18 protein-coding genes are annotated in these 17,878 nt (G+C 54.7%); 7 read left to right on the forward strand and 11 right to left on the reverse strand.

Annotated elements, in window-relative coordinates:
* The first annotated feature begins 28 nt into the window (after nt 1-28).
* Both G516_RS0103520 and G516_RS0103525 read left to right on the forward strand, forming a co-directional pair.
* Nucleotides 29-280 carry a DUF3820 family protein gene (locus G516_RS0103520; protein WP_028292495.1) on the forward strand — a complete coding sequence of 84 codons (252 nt, stop codon included), beginning with the start codon at nt 29-31 and terminating at the stop codon, nt 278-280.
* 28 nt (nt 281-308) lie between these two features.
* Nucleotides 309-1,034 (forward strand): glutamine amidotransferase-related protein, encoded by a 726-nt coding sequence (locus G516_RS0103525; RefSeq protein WP_036534292.1) that lies wholly within the window; start codon nt 309-311, stop codon nt 1,032-1,034.
* On the opposite strand, the gene G516_RS0103530 is transcribed toward G516_RS0103525, so the two are convergent.
* The 3 genes from G516_RS0103530 to G516_RS0103540 form a co-directional block, all read right to left on the reverse strand.
* Nucleotides 1,019-2,992 (reverse strand): chemotaxis protein CheW, encoded by a 1,974-nt coding sequence (locus tag G516_RS0103530; RefSeq protein WP_245582612.1) that lies wholly within the window; start codon nt 2,990-2,992, stop codon nt 1,019-1,021. The genes G516_RS0103525 and G516_RS0103530 overlap by 16 nt on opposite strands.
* Nucleotides 2,993-2,994: 2 nt before the next feature.
* Nucleotides 2,995-6,219 (reverse strand): methyl-accepting chemotaxis protein, encoded by a 3,225-nt coding sequence (locus tag G516_RS20855; protein WP_051218896.1) that lies wholly within the window; start codon nt 6,217-6,219, stop codon nt 2,995-2,997.
* 130 nt (nt 6,220-6,349) lie between these two features.
* Nucleotides 6,350-6,673, reverse strand: coding sequence for a DUF3301 domain-containing protein (locus G516_RS0103540; protein WP_028292498.1), 324 nt, complete (start codon nt 6,671-6,673; stop codon nt 6,350-6,352).
* Nucleotides 6,674-6,833: 160 nt separating this feature from the next.
* Between G516_RS0103540 and G516_RS0103545 the strand changes: the two genes are divergently transcribed.
* The 3 genes from G516_RS0103545 to G516_RS0103555 all read left to right on the forward strand — a co-directional run bounded on the left by G516_RS0103545 (nt 6,834) and on the right by G516_RS0103555 (nt 8,815).
* Nucleotides 6,834-7,112 carry a peptidylprolyl isomerase gene (locus G516_RS0103545; RefSeq protein WP_028292499.1) on the forward strand — a complete coding sequence of 93 codons (279 nt, stop codon included), beginning with the start codon at nt 6,834-6,836 and terminating at the stop codon, nt 7,110-7,112.
* 67 nt (nt 7,113-7,179) lie between these two features.
* Nucleotides 7,180-8,238, forward strand: a complete 1,059-nt coding sequence (locus tag G516_RS20860; RefSeq protein ID WP_051218898.1) for a CvfB family protein — start codon at nt 7,180-7,182, stop codon at nt 8,236-8,238.
* 112 nt (nt 8,239-8,350) lie between these two features.
* Nucleotides 8,351-8,815 carry an EVE domain-containing protein gene (locus G516_RS0103555; protein ID WP_028292500.1) on the forward strand — a complete coding sequence of 155 codons (465 nt, stop codon included), beginning with the start codon at nt 8,351-8,353 and terminating at the stop codon, nt 8,813-8,815.
* A 23-nt stretch (nt 8,816-8,838) separates the two neighbouring features.
* Here the strand turns inward: G516_RS0103555 and G516_RS0103560 are convergent, their stop codons facing one another.
* Entirely contained in the window at nt 8,839-9,675 is an 837-nt protein-coding gene (locus G516_RS0103560; RefSeq protein WP_028292501.1) for a PhzF family phenazine biosynthesis protein, read from the reverse strand.
* Between the two features lie 206 nt (nt 9,676-9,881).
* Here G516_RS0103560 and efpL point away from each other — a divergent pair, with 206 nt between their 5' ends.
* Entirely contained in the window at nt 9,882-10,454 is a 573-nt protein-coding gene (gene efpL / locus G516_RS0103565) for an elongation factor P-like protein EfpL (RefSeq protein ID WP_028292502.1), read from the forward strand.
* 76 nt (nt 10,455-10,530) lie between these two features.
* On the opposite strand, the gene G516_RS0103570 is transcribed toward efpL, so the two are convergent.
* Nucleotides 10,531-10,782, reverse strand: a complete 252-nt coding sequence (locus G516_RS0103570; RefSeq protein ID WP_156878939.1) for a hypothetical protein — start codon at nt 10,780-10,782, stop codon at nt 10,531-10,533.
* Nucleotides 10,783-11,157: 375 nt separating this feature from the next.
* Here G516_RS0103570 and G516_RS0103575 point away from each other — a divergent pair, with 375 nt between their 5' ends.
* Nucleotides 11,158-12,765 carry an ABC-F family ATPase gene (locus tag G516_RS0103575; protein WP_028292504.1) on the forward strand — a complete coding sequence of 536 codons (1,608 nt, stop codon included), beginning with the start codon at nt 11,158-11,160 and terminating at the stop codon, nt 12,763-12,765.
* Nucleotides 12,766-12,858: 93 nt separating this feature from the next.
* Here the strand turns inward: G516_RS0103575 and G516_RS20865 are convergent, their stop codons facing one another.
* From G516_RS20865 to G516_RS0103605, 6 genes are all read right to left on the reverse strand, one after another.
* Entirely contained in the window at nt 12,859-13,242 is a 384-nt protein-coding gene (locus tag G516_RS20865; protein ID WP_051218899.1) for a glutathione S-transferase domain-containing protein, read from the reverse strand.
* A 233-nt stretch (nt 13,243-13,475) separates the two neighbouring features.
* On the reverse strand, nt 13,476-15,608 hold the full coding sequence (locus tag G516_RS20870; RefSeq protein ID WP_051218900.1) for a VWA domain-containing protein: 2,133 nt from the start codon (nt 15,606-15,608) through the stop codon (nt 13,476-13,478).
* A gap of 141 nt (nt 15,609-15,749) precedes the next feature.
* Nucleotides 15,750-16,418 (reverse strand): YEATS-associated helix-containing protein, encoded by a 669-nt coding sequence (locus G516_RS0103590; protein WP_028292505.1) that lies wholly within the window; start codon nt 16,416-16,418, stop codon nt 15,750-15,752.
* Between the two features lie 284 nt (nt 16,419-16,702).
* The gene (locus tag G516_RS0103595) at nt 16,703-17,077 is read right to left on the reverse strand and encodes a hypothetical protein (protein ID WP_028292506.1); all 375 of its coding nucleotides are present in this window, start codon (nt 17,075-17,077) and stop codon (nt 16,703-16,705) included.
* Between the two features lies 1 nt (nt 17,078).
* Nucleotides 17,079-17,519 carry a YcgN family cysteine cluster protein gene (locus tag G516_RS0103600; RefSeq protein WP_211225051.1) on the reverse strand — a complete coding sequence of 147 codons (441 nt, stop codon included), beginning with the start codon at nt 17,517-17,519 and terminating at the stop codon, nt 17,079-17,081.
* Nucleotides 17,519-17,809 carry a YcgL domain-containing protein gene (locus G516_RS0103605; RefSeq protein WP_028292508.1) on the reverse strand — a complete coding sequence of 97 codons (291 nt, stop codon included), beginning with the start codon at nt 17,807-17,809 and terminating at the stop codon, nt 17,519-17,521. The genes G516_RS0103600 and G516_RS0103605 overlap by 1 nt, the downstream gene beginning before the upstream one ends.
* Between the last annotated feature and the right edge of the window lie 69 nt (nt 17,810-17,878).

Below are 17,878 nucleotides of genomic sequence, written 5' to 3' on the forward strand. Positions count from 1 at the left end.
GCGCCATTGCCATTAAAAGAGGCCATCTATGTTCGACAAATCGGACCTGATCCAACTGGTGTCCTACCCGATGCCGTTTGGAAAATATCAGGGCAAAGTGATCATTGATCTACCAGAGGAGTACTTGTTGTGGTTTGCCAACAAGGGCTTTCCGGACGGCGAACTGGGCAAGCTGATGGCATTGGCATTGGAAATTCGCATTAACGGGCTTGAGGACATCCTGACGCCGTTGCGCCGGAATTCACCAGTGCATCACAAAGGAAACCCTTCGATTCAGTAACACGCCCCTTCTACTTTTCAGGATTCACATGATTCGAATCGGCATTCTGGAGACAGACGAACTCTACCCCGACCTGCTGAGCGACTACCGTTCGTACGGTCATATGTTTCGCCAATTTCTGACGGCTCTGCCACACCCGTTAGCCAGCCAGCTGGAGTTTCGTAGCTATCAGGTGACGCAGATGGAATTCCCGCAGCAACCAAATGAATGTGATGCCTGGTTGGTCACCGGCTCAAAAACCGGCGTTTACGATAACGACCCATGGCTGGAGCCACTGGCTAACTGGGTGAAGCAATGCTTTGCAGCCGGAGTACCGCAAATAGGTGTGTGCTTTGGTCACCAGTTTCTGGCTCATCACCTTGGCGGCCATGCCGCGTTAAGCGACAAGGGCTGGGGCATTGGTGTTCGCGGCAGCGCCATTACCGCCTCACCGTCCTGGTCGACCATCAAGGCCAGCCATTTACGCTTGATCTACAGCCACCGCGATCAGGTGTTATCACTACCACCGGAGGCACAACGACTGTCCGGCTGTGATTTCTGTCCGAACGCTGCGTTTTCGATCGACCGCCGGGTGCTGGCGTTTCAGGGCCACCCGGAATTCACGGCCACCTACTTACGACGATTGTTACCACGTCGGCGGGAAGCCATTGGAGAGGAGCGCTTTAATGCGGGAATGGAAACATTGAACACCAGCACCGACGACACCCTGGCCGGTGTCTGGATGCTGGATTTTTTACGTCAAGACGGTTCGTGAAAACTCAGCGCCGGGAAGATGTCCGTGTACACCTCGGCCAGCTTGCCAAGATTTAACGATGGTGTGGTTTTCAGGCCTTCCGGGGTTTGCAGACCACACAAACTCCAGCACGCCTTGTATTGGCCATAGTCAACACCGTCCGGACGCGACAGCGCCGGGATGTCTACCTGCCGCTGCCATTGGGCAAACTGAATTTCTTTCAACGCCTGCACCATAAAGCCAACCCAGCCGTCACCGGCTCGCACCACCAGAACTTCTCCTTCCTGCTGAGTGGATACCTGACCGATCAGTCCCGCCAACTGATAAACAGGCACTGCCCGACCGCGAACCGTGGCCAGCCCGCACAAGGGCGTGCCCGGCATATTGATACGATGACTCTGACGCAGTCGAAAGATTTCAACCACATCCCGAATTTGGCAGCACACTTCAACACCGGCATCGACAATCAGCATCTGCTGTAAGTGGAGGTCTTTTTCAACGCCGTGTGCGGTATTTCCGGCCTTGCTGTGTTCCACACTGCCTGCTGTGTTCGTGTAAGTACTGGAGTCAGCTCCCGAATAGGCACTGGACGATAACCGTCGAGCCATGCTGGCTAACCGGCCAAGCGACTCTGTGGCGCGAATTCGATCGTCGTCAAACAGCAAAACAAAATCCGTACCGATGTTGGTTTTACCCTGCTTGTAGAGTTGTTCCAGCGGCAACACGCCCGTCATCAAATCACCGCCGGGCAAAGCGCCTTTGGGCAATGGCAAGGCTTCTACTGCAGGCGTTGGCAAAACATCCAGCACCTCATCCACCATTAACCCCAGCAGTCCCTGAGGCATTTGGTAAATCAACAGCGGCAATCGACCGTTCCGTGACGGCGGCTCTTCATCGCTTTCCCAAAACAGCTGACTCCAGTCGGCAATGGCAATCGACTGATCTTGAAAACGGATTTCGCCAACGTACATTTCGTTATCAATGGGGGCGACGTCTACATCGTAGTCGGCCAGTGTGGTTTGAACCAGCCGCGCCTGAATCGCAAAATAATGACGCCGAATTCGCACCACCAGCACGTGCGGGGCATAGGTCGGTGGCGGACGCCTGGCTTCGCTGCCTGACTTGGCGTTTGTATTTGTGTTGGTATTGGTGCTTGCATGTTTACCATCAAGGCCGGACTCATCGTCGCTAACCAGCGTTAGTGCCTCAGCCGTGTGGGAGCCTGACGCATCGGGCATGTCGCTGTTCGCGTCGCCATTGTTAGCTCTGCTTTCAGAGCCATTCGCAGCTGTGTCAGCATCCGGCTGCTCACTGCTAACAGGCTTCAAAGCTCGTTGGACACGCAGAGGTTCTACCCGGGTCAGCGGCACACCGGGAATCGAAAACAGCGCTTGCTCGTCAATCAAGAGCGCCGTTTTGGCACCGGATTGACTGGGCGACGAGTCCGACTCCAGCGTGTAACTGCCCAGCACCAGGCGACTATTTCGAGGCTGACTGGCGACATCAGAATGGCTTGCACCCGAGCTACTGACAGCACGAGCACCAGCGTCATTCCAAAGGTCATTCCAAACGCCGTTGTAATTGGCATCGAAACACAAGTGAGAAAACTGATCCGGCTTTACTTTCAGCACATCCACCACGGCATCAATGACCAAGCCCAGCAGGCAATCATCAAAGCGCAGAATGGCCACCACGTCGGACTGTTCAGGCGCAGGTTGTTCTGACGCATATGCCTCAGAAACGTCCTGTGCGCCGTAATGCATCACCCCGGACAGATCCATCACCGGCACCTGAACACCGCGTAACAGGATGAACCCCATCACACAGGGAGCCGAACACACCGGCGTCAGCAACTCCGACATGGGAACCACTTCACGCACCACCTCCAACGGGAAGGCAAACACCTCACCCTTGTGTATCAGTGCGGCAAGCCGCTCGTGGTCGGGTGCCAGCGTCTGGATGCCCTGGCCGGGCTGCATGTTCAATGAACCGTCGCCCGCAGCTGGTGAATCATTTCCTTCACATCTTCCGCTTGTATGCGTTGCTGCTCGGCTGCCTGGGTAATGCCTTCAACAATGTCCATGGTGCCAGACACCCGCTGCATGATGGTTTGAATCTGATCGGCGGTTTGCTGACTGATGCGCTCGCCTTCTTCTACGTCGTTCTGGGACGTTTTGATCTGCTCATTAATGTCATTGGCCGCCACCGAACAACGCTCGGCCAGTTTGCGCACTTCGGTTGCCACCACCGAGAAACCGACACCGTATTCGCCAGCGCGGGCCGCTTCGATGGCCGCATTGAAGGCCAACAGGTTGGTCTGCCCCGCAATTTCACTGATGATGCCAACAATCTCGGCCACTTTTTCGGAGTTACCGCGAATCCGGCGGGTGGTCTTGAGCGATTCCTGCAACGACTTCAGGCCATTTTCAGCCACCGCTGTAGTTGTCGAGACGTTGTTGGAGGCCGTTTGAGCGCCCTGGGAAATCTCGGAAATCGTGTCCAACAGTTTGCTGACGCAGTCGGTCATTTCCATCGATTTTTTCATCATCTGGTCTTCCAGCTCCACTTCCTTAGTGATGTCGTAGGCATACTTGATGACCTTCACCACCCGGCCGTTGAGGTCCTTGATCGGGTTATAGGTTGCCCGAATCCAGACATCCCGGTCGAACTTGCCCAGTCGTTTGAAACGCCCTGACACAAACTCACCCTCGCTCAACTTGAGCCAGAAATCCCGATACTCTTCGCTGGTGACGTAATCCTGAGAGCAAAACATGCTGTGATGCTGACCGCGGATCTCCTGCAAGGTGTAGCCCATGGCCACCAGGAAATTGCGATTGGCGCTGAGCACATTGCCTGACAGGTCGAATTCCACCACCGCCTGCCCCAGGTCGATGGCATTTACCTTGGCCTCAAACTCGACGTTACGCAGCTTGGGCAGAGTGACATCGGTGGAATACTCCACCACTTTCACCACCCGCCCCGATGGATCGAACACCGGGTTGTAACTGCCCTGCACCCACAGTTCGCGCTTGCCTTTACCGATGCGTTTAAATTCACCGGTTTCGTATTCACCACGCTCCATCTTTTCCCAAAATGACTGGTAATCCGGCGACGAGCTTTCTTCATCCGGCACAAACATGCGCTGATGACGGCCCGCGATTTCACTCATTTCGAAGCCGTACAACAACAGGAAGTTGTTATTGGCGGTCAGCACACGCCCCTCAATGTCGTATTCAATAATGGCCTGGGAGCGGTCGATGGCTGACAGCTTGCCCTCAGCATCCAGCGTTTGTTTCTTGCGGTTGGTGACGTCATAAGCCACCACAATGGTTTTCTTGTGCAGGCCATCCAGCCCCATAACCGGGCTCAGGGTTGCACTGACCCAAATCTCGCGACCGCCAGCCCCCAGCAATTTGAATTCGCCCGACACCGCGCGCCCCTCGCGTACTTTTTGCAGGTTTTCCAGACGCGTGGAACTACGGATTTCTTCCTCATGCCTGAGCTTGGTTTCCTGCTCACCGACCAGCTCACTGGCGCTATAGCCCAGCACGCGTTCGGCCTCTTCGTTAATACCCGTGATGGTGCCTTCGCTGTCGATGTCGATCACGCAGCAACTGGCCGATACCGCATCCATCCGCACCTGATTTTCCAGCGAGCGTTGCTTGGTCTCGGTAATGTCGATCATGTACTTGACGACTTTTTTGGGACGACCGGCATGGTCAAAGATGGGATTGTAGGTGGCCTGAATCCAGATGCGCTTGCCCGACTTGGTGATCCGCTGGAACTCACCGCTTTCGTAATCGCCTTTTGCCAGCTTGTGCCAGAACGCCCGGTACTCCGAGCTACTGGCTTCATCCCTGTCGACAAAAATGCTGTGATGCTGACCGCGGATTTCATCCATGCTGTAGCCCAGCCACTTCAGGGCATTCATATTGGCATCCAGCAAATTGCCTTTGAGGTCAAACTCCACCACGCCCTGTGAACGGGCAATGGCCGCGACCTTGCCGTCATCGTCCATCGCCTTCAGTTTTTGGGCGGTGATATCGGTTGCGAACTTGACGACTTTGTAAGGGGTTCCGGAGATATCCAGAATCGGCGTATACAGTGCCTGCACCCAGGCCTGCTCACCATCCCGGCGAATCCGCAGGAATTCACCGGATTGGGATTTTCCTATCGCCAGGTTCTCCCACATGGAGCGGTACTGCTCGCTGTTAGCGTATTCCGGTGTACAAAACATGGTGTGGTGCTGACCGACAACATCGTTGTGAGCGTAACCGGAATATTGCAGGAAGCGCTCGTTAACGTTCAGAACCTTACCTTCCAGATCAAACTCGGCAACGATCTGGGCGCTGTCGATAGCAGCCATACGGGCCTCAGCTTCCAGATTATTGAGTTTGTTATCGGTAATATCCTCAAGGTCGATAACAATGCGCTGCAAGCGCTGTTGGGCATCCATGATGGGCACAAAAGCACACTTCAGCCAGGCTTGGGCACCGTCCAGCCGACGGAACGGAAAATCACCGACCCGATCCTGCCCTTGCTGAAGGTCTTTCCAGATGCTGGTGTAGGTGTGGCCCGTGCGAAAATCGGCATCGCAGAGGGTATCGAATTGCATGCCGCCCAAGGCTCCACCTTCGCAGCGAAAGATTTTCTCAGCGGCATAGGTAGCCTGGCTGATTCGGCCATCAGCACTTGCTTCGATGAGCGGCCGAAACCGCCGCATGGAAGATACCCAGTTGTCGTTATCGCGATTCTTACCGGCGTCGTCGGTAATATCATTGGAAAGCTGCAACACGCCCACTACCATACCGGCATCGCCTTTCACGGGTATGTAGCTGGCGTCCACCTCCATATCCCAGCCGTCCAACGTGGTACGGATAAACTGACCATAAATGGCTTCGCCAGAACGCAGCATTTCCCAGAATTGCGGGTACTCCGGCGATTCCACTTCTTCGTAGGTGCACAGCTGTTTGTGACTCAGGTTGCCAACGTCTTCCCGAGCATAGTGATAGGTTTCCAGAAAGCGTTCGTTGCAGTCTTGCAGATGCCCTTCAAGGTCGTAGTAGGCAATGCATTGTCGCCGGTCCAGCATCGTCAGCAACGACTTTGCCTTGGCGAGTGCTAAAGACTCCGCCGCTTCCGCTTGTTGCGATATGCACTGCCCAAGCACATCAATCACATTGAGGTTGGTTTGCTGATCTGACACGCCGATTTCCGCCTATCGATTTAGAAATACCTTATGTTGGTATAGCAGCGAAACCGGATAAGCGGTGGTAAAACAGCGGAAAAGACAGGATGAACGCGATGTTTACAGAGGTATCACGAGCTCAGGAGATTTAGTAACCGGGCCCGACCTGGTGGGGTTCCAGCTCCAGATGGGCAACCCGCTGGCCACGCAAATGGACTTCGCCTTTGTAGCGGCGCTCACCGGTTGACGAAAATTCAAAGCCATAACGGCGTTCCAGGCAAAACCGTCCAGCGGCGTTACGGCTCGGTCGTATCGACTCCAGCACCAGCGTGTCGTCCAGCAACTGCACCCACTCCTGCTGGCAAGCCTTGCGGACGTGTTTCAGGGCCAATGAACGGGCTCGCTGCTGCACCATCCAGAACATCCAAACCAGCGCCAACAAGATTGGAATCAACAAGCTTTCCAGCGTCACAACCACGTCCCCTAACCCGAAAAGCGGCAGTGTGACCCCGCCCCGTCCGGATCGCAACAAGGAAGCACCCGGCACCAGTGAATTGTGTGTTTTTTGTACTGGCATGCCGGTGCCATTCTGGTATAGTCCGCCGCCCTGTCAGATCAGCCGGAGAATTTCCATGCCACGCGCCTGCGCTCGCCACATTTTGGTAAAAACCCGCGAAGAAGCGGAAAAGCTGAAAACCCAATTGGCCAAGGGAGCAGATTTTGGCAAATTGGCCATGAAACACTCCACCTGCCCGTCCAAGCGTAATGGCGGCAGCCTGGGTGAATTCAGCAAAGGTGACATGGTCAAGGCCTTCGATGACGTTGTGTTCAAGGGCCCCCTGCTGAAAGTGCAGGGACCGGTGAAAACCCAATTTGGCTATCACCTGATTGAAACCATTTACCGTAACTGATCGACCGCTCAACTTTATCACCCGGCCTCCGAAGACGGAGGCGCCTGCCAACAGACGGAGAGACACCATGTTGCAAGCCGGCACTTATGCCCAAATGACCGTAGAAGAATTCCTGCCACAAGGCGCTTACCTGCAAGATGACGAAGGCGAACGCGTGTTACTGCCGAATCGTCAGGTGCCTGACGGCTGTCAGGTTGGCGACAAGCTGAAGGCTTTTATCTACCTGGATTCTGAAGATCGCTACATCGCTACCCTGCAACGCCCGCGCATTCAGCTGGGCCAGGTGGCCAACTTGCAGGTCGTTGATGTTAACCGCACCGGTGCCTTCATGGACTGGGGGCTGCCGAAAGACCTGTTCGTGCCTTTCGCCGAGCAAAACCAGCGCATGGAAGAAGGCAAAAGCTATGTGGTGTACCTCACTGAAGACAACACCGGCCGTCTGATTGCCACCAGCAAACTGAACCGCTACATCAAGGATCGTGCGGTATCGGAAGGCGCCTGGCAGGCGGAAGGCGAACCGCTGCTGAAGAACGGTGAAGCCGTCAAACTGCTCATAGCCCAGCGCACGGATCTGGGCTACAAGGCGGTGGTAAACAACCAGTTCTGGGGCGTGCTGTATAACGACGACATTCGTACCGCCGTTCGCACCGGCATGAAACTGGATGGCTTTGTCAAACGCGTGCGCGAAGACGGCAAACTGGATTTATCGCTGGAGCCTGTGGGCCACAAACGTGCCCTGGATCTGGCTGGTCGCATTATGAAAAAGCTGGAAGCAGGCCCCGGCATCATGGCGGTCAGCGACTCCAGCCCGGCCGACCTGATCGAAATGCACTTTGGTTGCAGCAAACGTGCCTTCAAACAAGCCATTGGCAACTTGTACAAGGAACGCAAGATCATCATTGAGCGTGACAAGATTCGTCTGGCCACCGATGAAGATCGCAAAGCGGCTAAAGCCGGTAAAAAACCGTTTACCAAGCCAGCACCGGCTGACGTCGAAAAACGCGAACCTAAACAAGCCGCCGCTAATTCATCCGATGACGGCAACAAGAAACCCGCCGGTCGCAAATGGGTGAACAACCGCAAAAAGAAAGACAGTACGCTGTCACTGAAAGCGCGTAAGAAGTAATCCCTACCTGTAAATATATGGCGGCTATTCAGCTGGCTTAAGCCGGTTCGATAGCCGTCCAGCAACATGCCCCACGCCCGAATCGAACCGGGCACGTTAATGGAGCCCAACCATGGCTTACTGGCTGTTCAAAACCGAGCCCGACACCTTTGGCATCGACGACCTGAAGCAGCGTCCGAACCAAACCGAGCATTGGGATGGGGTGCGTAACTATCAGGCCCGCAACTTTCTTCGTGACGATATAAAGGAAGGCGACTGGGTGTTCATCTACCACTCATCCTGCAAACTGGTCGGCATCGCCGGACTGGCCCAGGTGGTGCGCGAAGGCTACCCTGACCACACCCAGTTCGACAGTCAGTCAAAATACCACGATGAAAAATCCGACCCGGACAACCCGCGTTGGTACATGGTGGATGTGAAATTCAGCGAGCGCTTCAACAAGGTATTGCCGTTGAAGGCGATCAAGGAAATGCCGGAAATCCGCGAACTGGGACTGGTCAAGAAAGGCCACCGACTGTCGATTATGCCGGTGACCGAAGAAGAAGCTGAGTTGCTGTTATTGCGGGCCAGAGGCTGATCCTCTGGCCGCGATCCAGACCATCACGGCAAATAGACCTCACCGCGCATAAAGGTAACCGCCTTACCCGTCATCAAGATCCGATCACCACTTTGTTCACACACAACCGTGCCCCCTCGCTCTGAGGCTTGATACCCCGTCAGGGTTGCTGCACCCAGACGGTCCATCCAGTACGGTGCCATTACGGCGAATGCCGAGCCCGTCACTGGGTCTTCATCAACCCCGAACTGCGGGGCAAAGAAGCGGCCTACAAAGTCGTATGGTTGGTCAAACGCTCGGGCGGTAACAATCACGCCGCCAAATTCCACCACTTTTAACGCTGACATATCCGGCTGCAGCGAATGGACCAGAGCTTCGTTGGCCACCACCACCTGTAAGTACTCGATCCCGGCACCGACGAATTCAACCTGTTCAGGCTGCAACCCCAACGCACTTAAGTAATCCGGCTTGGCTTCAACCGCCACAGGCATCTCGGCCCCCAACGACATGGTCATACCACCGGAATGGCGCTCCACCGTCAACACACCTGACAGCGTCTGAAAGCGGACCACTCTGGACTCAGGCTGATGTTCAGTAAAGAACCAGTGGGCGCTGGCAAACGTGGCATGGCCACACAGGCGTACTTCCACTGCCGGGGTAAACCAGCGCAGGTGATAATCGCATTGCTCTGCTGATGTTTTCTCCAGTGGCAACAGGAAGGCGGTTTCTGACAGGTTATTTTCCATCGCGATTTGCTGCAGGGTTTGGTCATCCAACCACTCTCCGCCTGCAACCGTTTCCAGAGGTATCACCGCTGCCGGATTACCTTCGAACGCCTGTTCGGCAAACGCGTCGATCTGAAAAATGGGCAAAGTACGCATGGTAGTTTCCTTAGCGAGAGAGGTATATGAGAAGCGTCATTGCATCACAGCGACCATAAGGCAGACAGGTACAATTCTGCGTTATCCCACCATGACACTGTCGTTTTGAATCCCATTTCGGCGTATAGTCGCGGCCGAACTGTAGCGGACGCCATAAGCCATTATTCAGCAGCGTTCGCAGCGCATGTAACACTGAGGAAACCGTCATGCCAAAGGCCAGTGAAATCAAAAAGAACGCCGCCATCGAATACAACGGCGAGGTCTACTTCATCAAGGATATCGAGCGCTCCGTACCCCAGGGTCGCGCCGGTGGCAGCCTGTACCGTATGCGTATGTACAATGTGGTAACCGGTCAGAAGCTGGACGAAACCTTCAAGGATTCCGACATGCTGAACTTTGCCGACCTGGTTCGTCGCCCTTCCATGTTCAGCTACATCGACGGCGAAGCCTACGTCTTCATGGACAACGAAGACTACACCCCATACCACCTGGACAAGAGCGCCATCGAAGACGAAATTCTGTTCGTTAATGAAAACACCCAGGACCTACAGGTTCTGGTGGTAGACGGCTCTCCGGTTGGTCTGGTGCTGCCTTCCATCGTTGAACTGGAAATCACCGAATGTGAACCGTCTGTGAAAGGCAACTCTGCCACTGCGCGCACCAAGCCTGCGACCATGAGCACCGGCCTGGTGGTTCAGGTTCCAGAGCATATTTCCCAGGGCGATGTGGTTCGCATCAATGTGGAAGAGCGTCGTTTTCTGGGCCGTGCTGGCAAATAAGCCCAGCCGACCATAAACCTTCGCTCCAAAAACAGAAAAGCGGCTGACCCAGCCGCTTTTTTGTTTGCCTGAACGGCTAGATTTCCGCTTGAAGATCACCGCCAGTAGCTGATTCCCGTACCGGTTCCTGCGCATCTTCTGGCTCGGGCAAATCCGAGCACCTGACACTCTTCTCTGCCCAATGCAGGGTATTTCCCACCGCATAAACACTGCCAGAGACAATGGTACTGCCGACGAGAATCACGCCACCCAGCACGATATTGCAAACCACAAATTCGCCGACACTGCCGGACTCACACTCTTTCAGGGAATACCCCTCCAGACCCAACTCCCACTCCGGAAACGTCTGTTCGCATTGAACGACTCCCTGTTCCTCCGATGACACTTGCTCAAGGGGCTTTGTCTTCGCTGAAACACACCCGGCAAGCATGGAGACAATCAGGAGCAATACGCCTGTTCGGTAGCAATACACTGAGTTGAATAGCGGTCTGTCCATGTCGTTGATTCTCTATATCCGTTTAAACGCAGCGCTGTCGACAATTTCATCAAATCGGCACTGGAGATTAACCAGACAGCAGCGGATTTCATACCTTTCAGGCACAGGTTTGAAAGCAAACAGCTTCAAAAACAGGTATAGTTCGCACCTATTCGACTTACACCTGTGCCCTGATCGTCTGGCACTTCACATTTGCAGGACTTCGCTTTGATTTCCACCGCCAATATCACCATGCAGTTCGGCGCCAAGCCGCTGTTTGAAAACATTTCCATCAAGTTCGGTGACGGCAACCGTTATGGCCTGATCGGCGCCAACGGCTGCGGCAAATCCACCTTCATGAAGATCCTTGATGGCTCTCTGGAACCGTCTGCAGGCAACGTGTCTGTAACGCCCAACGAGCGTCTGGGTAAATTGAACCAGGACCAGTTTGCCTTTGAAGAATTCACTGTGCTCGACACCGTGATGATGGGCAACAAGGAAATGTGGGCGGTTAAAGAAGAGCGTGATGCCATCTACGCCAATCTGGAAGCCACCGAAGAAGACTACATGCGTGCTGCCGAGCTGGAAGGCGAATTTGCCGAGCTGGGTGGTTACACCGCCGAATCCAAGGCAGGCGAACTGCTGCTGGGCGCCGGCATCGAAACCGAACTGCACAACGGCCCAATGAGCGAAGTTGCCCCTGGCTGGAAGCTGCGTGTGCTGCTGGCGCAGGCGCTGTTCTCCAACCCGGACATCCTGCTGCTGGACGAACCGACCAACAACCTGGACATCAACACGATCCGTTGGTTGGAAGGCATTCTGAATGACATGAAGTGCACCATGATCATCATCTCGCACGACCGTCACTTCCTGAACTCCGTGTGTACCCACATGGCCGACATCGACTACGGTCAGATCAAGGTTTACCCGGGCAACTACGATGACTTCATGATCGCGTCTACCGCTGCCCGTGAACGCCAGCAGGCCGACAACGCCAAGAAGAAAGCCCAGATTGCCGAACTGCAGCAGTTCGTTTCCCGCTTCTCTGCCAACGCGTCCAAGGCCAAACAGGCTACCTCTCGTGCCAAGCAGATTGAAAAGATCAAGATTGAAGAGTTCAAGCCTTCCAGCCGTCAGAACCCGTTCATTCGCTTTACTCCAGAGAAGAAGCTGCACCGTCAGGCTGTGATGATCGAAGGCCTGACCCAGGCGTATGATGGCGAAGCGCCACTGTTCTCCAGCACCGATCTGATGATTGAAGCAGGCGAGAAAATCGCGGTGATCGGTGCCAACGGCGTGGGTAAAACCACCTTCCTGAAGTGTCTGGTTGACGACCTGACGCCAACCGGTGGTGTCGTGAAATGGTCTGAAAACGCCAACCTGGGTTACTACGCTCAGGATCACGAGTACGAGTTCGAAGGCCCGGGCCGTGGTGATGTGAACCTGTACGACTGGATGGACCAGTGGAAGACCGAAGAACAGGACGAGACTGCCGTTCGTGCCGCTCTGGGTCGCCTGCTGTTCAACGCCGATGCCATCAAGAAGAACGTCAAGGTATGTTCCGGTGGTGAAAAAGGTCGTCTGCTGTTCGGCAAGCTGATGATGGGTAACCACAACGTGCTGGTGATGGACGAACCGACCAACCACATGGACATGGAATCGATTGAATCCCTGAACATGGCGCTGGAGATGTACGAAGGCACGCTGATCTTCGTATCTCACGACCGTGAGTTCGTATCCTCGTTGGCGACCCGTATTCTGGAAATCCGCGACAACAAGATCGTCGACTTCCACGGCAGCTACGACGATTACCTGAAGAGCCAGGGCGTTCTGTAACTCCCCCGCTAAACAGGCAATCCAATGCCTGACGCATAAAAAACGGAGCCTTTGTGCTCCGTTTTTTATGCCCTACTTACTAGCTGACCAGAGTCAGGACTCAGCCACCTGTGCGCGCAACGCCTTCAATTCCTTGAAGCGGGCAATATAAGCTGGAAACAGATTGTCCTTGTAGTACGCCAGCCCCGGTAATGTCGCCGCATCAATCTGGTATTGATCGGCAAACATCTGAATCAGACCTTCCGAATCCGAACTGTAGCTGTCTTCATCCAGCTGTACCGTTGGGAAGCTCGCCTTCTCCCTGGTCTTTTGTTGCAGCAATTCCCGATAGTGATTCATTGCGGCTTCATCGGTGCCCTCAATCCGGACCAACTCGACCTTGTCCATCAGGCCTGCTTCCGCCAGAAACATCACCAGCTTGAAGCAGAATGGGCAGTCACTTTTCAGGTAAGCAACGGGTTTGAACGATGACGACATACAACCTCCGTAAATGCCAACACCCGATTGCGTCGGCAAGTTCAATGTGAGGCCATAATGGCGATTGATAAGGCGCTATTCCAGCGCTAACGCGGGCGAATCCGTTCGGTAATAAAAACGCAGATTTTCCAGTGGTATGCGCCTGCACTTTTCACAGTGCAGGCTTCTGGACAGGCTTCTGGACAGGCTTCTGGTCAGGCATCAGGACAGACGGCCGGGATATTCAAAGCCAATTACTTCTGGTCATCATCCAGGTCGAACTCTCCCCAGTCGTCATCTTCGTCGGCCCCAGCGCCAATGTCGGCATCCGCGGCCCCGTCGTCGGCCAGTGGATCAATATTGGTATCGCTGGCGATGGTATCCGGGCTGTCGACATCGTCAGTGTTGCCAGCATCGAGGATTTGCTCCTCCCCTTCCGACATAAAGGCTTCAAAGTCGTCCATGTTCTGAATATTTTCAGCCACGGTTTTCTCATCCACCTCGTCCAGGCCCACTTCGCCTTTAGGCGCATCGTCGGAGGCATCTGCCGCTGCGGCAGCCTGCTTTTTCTTCTTCAGGAAGAAGAACACGCCCGCGCCAACACCGGCCAGCAACAGCACCACCACGGCAATCACAATCCACACCCACAGACTGGAGCCTTCTTCCTCTTCTGGCTCAGCACCTTCGGTAACCGCCGGTTCAGGCACTTCCGGTTTTTTGGGTTCAACAACAGGCTCAGGTTCCGGTGGCGGGTCGGGAGGACGAACCGCTTTGATCTCTTCTTCCGGCGCCGCCTCTTCTTCCATCTCCGCTGCCAGGTTCATGGCACCGGCCATGGCTTGTTGCGACAGGTCGGTATTAATGGGTACCACCACCGCTTCGTGATTCAGCGGGAAGGTCACATCAATATTTTGCGGATGGCTGCGGAAGGTTTTACCTCCGGCCGTAACCCCGCGGATATTCAGCTCGTATTCATAGTCGCCATCGCCTTCCGTCGGCGTCGCTTCAAATTCCCAGTAGTCTCCAACCATGGTCATGGGCACAATTTTGGAACTGCCATCCGGGTAGATCGTGCGTACCAGCACCCGGCTGAGACCACGGTCAATCAAGTCCGACAATGGCTCAACGCGGATCATAAAGCGCTGCTCATCGACGTTTTCTTCGGTACTGACCTCAAACGGCTCAGACAGGTTGGCGGTCAGCGTTCGCTGGCGTGAGAAAGTCCGACCCTGTGCCAACACTTCAAAACGGTACTCACCAGGCTGGGTAAAACGCTCGAGGGTTTTACTGAAAATACCGTCTTCTGGCAGGTCTTCCGGATCAGAAATCAGGTGTGTAGTAGTACGACCATCAGGGTTGGTTACGCTGATGGTGAAGTCCGTCAGGCCCAACAGTGCCTGTTCGGTAATGATCTTGTCTTCGTTGGTCAGAGCGATATCGGCATTGATCGGGTCACCGCTGAAAATCGTCGCCTCGATGCCATCAACGGTCATTTTCAGGTCCGATAATATCTGCACCCGGTTTTCAGGGTCGATATCGGCATCCAGATTCCACTCGCCGGCTTCTGGTTGCGAGATGGTAATCAGGTCAAAATTCACATCCCGGTGCCAACGCACATCGTCGGCCTGCGTGTCGCGGGTATATTCCTGACCCGACGGCGAAATAAGCTTGGTCGGCTTCGCACCTGGCTTACGAAACACCAGCGCGGTGAATTCACGCACACTGCTGTCGATACTGAAGCGATTGTCGTTCAGGGGTACTTGTTCCGCCGGTGCTGCACGCTCAAACGCGCGCAGGAAGTTACGGCTCAGGTCGTCCGCATTGGCGGGTTGCAGGAACAAGCCTCCGGTTTCCAGGGCGATTTGCTCCAGCAACTGTTTGTCAGCGGCATCCGACAAGGCAAGCGTATGAATTTTGGCACCGGCCTTTTGGTACAGCGGCAGAATATCGGTGATCAAACGACGGCGGGATTGCTGGTTGGCGGCCGCTTGTGGGCCACCGTTGGCAACGTCGATCATGCCGTCCGTCAGCAGGATAACGCTTTGCTGGAGGCCGGAGTCGTCGGCAATTTTCCAGCTGGCTTTTTCCAGCGCCTCGGTGAGGTTGGTGCGCTGGCCAGCGGAATTGATTTGCCCGGCGACTTCGCGGGCCTTGCTGCGCCACTGGTCGTTCACCTGCCCCAGCGGCACCAGCATGTTGACGTACTGCCCGAAGGTCCAGACCCCCGCCTGAGAGCCTTCCGGCAACAGTTCAACCACCAGATTCAGTGCTGGCACCCGCAGGTTTTGTGGATCGGTTTCTTTCATGCTGCCGGAGATATCAATAACCACCCGGACATCGACCGAGTCATCCGCCCAAGCAGCTGACCACGGCAGGCATATCAGCATAAAAAATGTCAGGAGCCATCGGGTCTGCCGGATAGGTCCGGTCTGTTTATCACTGGTCTTAAACCACCCGATCGCTTTGTTTACCTTCATATTCCGACTCCACAACTGCGGGAAAGCGCACTTAAAACAGGTTGTGCCTGGTTACAGGTTGGCTTCCAGTACGCGGCGTCCTTTCTCGGTAATGTGCCAACGCACACCACTCTTACTGCTGACCTTGCCAGCCAGACTGCGAGTGGTCAGAACGTGCAGGGTTTTCAGTGCCGTTGATTCTTCCTGGTTCGATTCACGACACACCCCACCAAGGGAGCGGAAGATGAAGCGACCATTCGACAGCACTTTGAGAATTTCCGCAGAGGTAACGTCCAGCTGATCCTGGATTTCGTATTCCTCGGCGTCTTCCACCATGCCGTCCTGCTCTGTTTCTGTATCGACCAAAGGCAGGATTTCTTTCTGAATGGTCATCAAATTGTGCTGAACTTCTTCCGAACGCTGTTTGGCAACTTTGGCTTCAGAGAGAATGCGGTCGGACATATTGTCGACGAAGAAGCGGCTTACCAGAGCTGCAATCAAGCAGAAACCGGTAAAGATCAGCAGACGAGATGGATCGCCCTGGCTTTCCAGCACCAGCTCACTGTTCACCACGTCCAGAATCACCGGCACCAAAAAGGAGGCACCTACCCCCACCACCAGAAATCGCGGCAAGCCAGCGGCATCCGGGTCCTTGTCGCCATACAGGTAATAGTTCACCAGCCCACCGAAAATGCCCGCCAGCAGCATTACCGTAGCCAGAATAAAAATATGATTAGCCATGCTCCAACCTCACCGTAATCAGGCCGCCACGTTGGTATCAGCAAACGGACGAACCTGGCCGAATAAACATTGTTTCAATGCCCGGGATGGAAATAGTCACTCTGTGCAGGTTGTATACACAGCGACCCTTCTTTTAGGGCACCCTATGTAAACCTAGCAAAGATCTTTGTTAAGGCCAGAAGCCGGCAAGAAAAGAAACGGTACGAGATGTAGTCGAAAGCCACAAAGCGAGGGGAACGAGCCTGAGCGGCCCGTTCAAAAGAGGGATAAATCAGAAGAAGTGGTTATGCTGCGGCGTGTTCGCCATCTTCGGCGGCCGCCGGTTTGCGCGTTTGTAAACGCACCACCATACGCACCAGAACGTACACGATGCCGACCACCAGGCCACCCAACCACCACACCAAGGCGCTTTCGGTGATCTCGGTTTCGCCGTTAATCGCCGAAAACGCTGCCACCATAAACGCCGGTGCGAATTCGCTGCGGCCTGTAGCCAACGGCGTTGGCGTCAGCAACAGAACCGGACCCAGCATTACCAGAAAGTCACGGATAACACCTGAGCGTTTCATAAAGAAAAACATCGCACGCCAGCACCAGCAGCCAATCAGGGCGCTTATCAGGTACAGGCCCCAGGCCATGGTCGGGTCAAAAAAATTATCCATATCAGGCTTTCCAGATGATGTGATCTTCCCAGTCTTCTTCCGGCACCTGATCATCAGGTACACCCTTGTTGGCAATGGAGATACCCGCCGAGTGAACGGTCGTCGGGTCACCACTGATCAACGGGTGCCAGTCGAACAAGGGTTTGCCTTCCGCCAGCAAGCGATAGGCGCAAGTGTCGGGCAACCAGAAGAACTCGCTGGCCTGCTCCGGGGTTAGCCAGACGCAATGAGGTACTTTCTGCTGGCGCTCAAGGTACACGCTACAGCGGCAGTCACTGCGCTCCATATAGCGGCAGTGGATATCGGTGTAGTAAACCTCGTCGGTTTCGTCGTCCTGTAGTTTGTGCAGGCAACAACGGGCACAGCCATCACACAGCGATTCCCACTCGGCCTTGCTCATTTGATCCAGCGACTTGGTTTGCCAAAATGCTTGTTGGCTCATCAGTCGTCGGTATCACGCTTGCAGAACAGGTCTGGCAGGCCGGTCTCTTCCTTCGGAGGCGGCATTTGCAGGAAAAAACCCTTGTCGTCGATGCTTTCCAGAACTTGCTCGCCAGTGTAACGGGCCAGCTGTTTTTCAGCCGTGATGATCAGCGTCAGCGCCAGCTCCGGCTTGCCAAACATTTCCAACAGCGCCTCCGGCACACGCTCAAGGCCATCCTTGCGGGAAACGTACAAATAGGTTTCGTCTTTTTTACGACTCTTGTAAACGTCGCAGAGTACTTTGCTCATCAGTTAATCCTGTTATTCGTCGCACGTGCGCGAATAATCTTGTTGGTTGCGTGCCACGGTTGCGGCTTA

This window comes from Oceanobacter kriegii DSM 6294, from assembly GCF_000422845.1.
Classification (GTDB): domain Bacteria; phylum Pseudomonadota; class Gammaproteobacteria; order Pseudomonadales; family Oceanobacteraceae; genus Oceanobacter; species Oceanobacter kriegii.

Excerpts from the sequence above, each read along its gene's own strand:
- G516_RS0103520 (WP_028292495.1), top strand. The coding sequence starts at position 29 with ATGTTCGACAAATCGGACCTGATCCAACTGGTGTCCTACCCGATGCCG.
- G516_RS0103525 (WP_036534292.1), top strand. The coding sequence starts at position 309 with ATGATTCGAATCGGCATTCTGGAGACAGACGAACTCTACCCCGACCTG.
- G516_RS0103530 (WP_245582612.1), bottom strand. The coding sequence starts at position 2,992 with ATGCAGCCCGGCCAGGGCATCCAGACGCTGGCACCCGACCACGAGCGG.
- G516_RS0103545 (WP_028292499.1), top strand. The coding sequence starts at position 6,834 with ATGCCACGCGCCTGCGCTCGCCACATTTTGGTAAAAACCCGCGAAGAA.
- G516_RS20860 (WP_051218898.1), top strand. The coding sequence starts at position 7,180 with ATGTTGCAAGCCGGCACTTATGCCCAAATGACCGTAGAAGAATTCCTG.
- G516_RS0103555 (WP_028292500.1), top strand. The coding sequence starts at position 8,351 with ATGGCTTACTGGCTGTTCAAAACCGAGCCCGACACCTTTGGCATCGAC.
- G516_RS0103560 (WP_028292501.1), bottom strand. The coding sequence starts at position 9,675 with ATGCGTACTTTGCCCATTTTTCAGATCGACGCGTTTGCCGAACAGGCG.
- efpL (WP_028292502.1), top strand. The coding sequence starts at position 9,882 with ATGCCAAAGGCCAGTGAAATCAAAAAGAACGCCGCCATCGAATACAAC.
- G516_RS20865 (WP_051218899.1), bottom strand. The coding sequence starts at position 13,242 with ATGTCGTCATCGTTCAAACCCGTTGCTTACCTGAAAAGTGACTGCCCA.
- G516_RS20870 (WP_051218900.1), bottom strand. The coding sequence starts at position 15,608 with ATGCTGATATGCCTGCCGTGGTCAGCTGCTTGGGCGGATGACTCGGTC.
- G516_RS0103590 (WP_028292505.1), bottom strand. The coding sequence starts at position 16,418 with ATGGCTAATCATATTTTTATTCTGGCTACGGTAATGCTGCTGGCGGGC.
- G516_RS0103595 (WP_028292506.1), bottom strand. The coding sequence starts at position 17,077 with ATGGATAATTTTTTTGACCCGACCATGGCCTGGGGCCTGTACCTGATA.
- G516_RS0103600 (WP_211225051.1), bottom strand. The coding sequence starts at position 17,519 with ATGAGCCAACAAGCATTTTGGCAAACCAAGTCGCTGGATCAAATGAGC.
- G516_RS0103605 (WP_028292508.1), bottom strand. The coding sequence starts at position 17,809 with ATGAGCAAAGTACTCTGCGACGTTTACAAGAGTCGTAAAAAAGACGAA.